This window comes from Penaeicola halotolerans, assembly GCF_016464625.1.
Taxonomy (GTDB): domain Bacteria; phylum Bacteroidota; class Bacteroidia; order Cytophagales; family Cyclobacteriaceae; genus Penaeicola; species Penaeicola halotolerans.
Genome location: NZ_JAEAGO010000234.1, coordinates 1 through 234 on the forward strand (window position 1 = coordinate 1; position 234 = coordinate 234).

Sequence of the window (234 nt, forward strand, 5' to 3'; positions counted from 1 at the left end):
AGTGCTCACTATGATGACGGGTATTCCTGCCAAGCGAGTCGCACAAAATGAAGGGCAGAAATTGCTAAACATGGGTGAAGATCACAAAGGGCGAGTTATCGGTCAAGATGATGCCATCAAGAAGCTCACGAAAGCGATACAACGAACAAGAGTAGGTTTAAAGGATCCTAAAAAACCAATCGGTACATTTGTTTTCTTAGGGCCTACGGGGGTGGGTAAAACGGAGTTGGCTAA

Annotated in this window: 1 pseudogene; it reads left to right on the forward strand. The window is 45.3% G+C overall.

The features are described from left to right. A pseudogene (locus tag I5349_RS14115) lies at nt 1-234 on the forward strand (hypothetical protein); the annotation flags it as partial.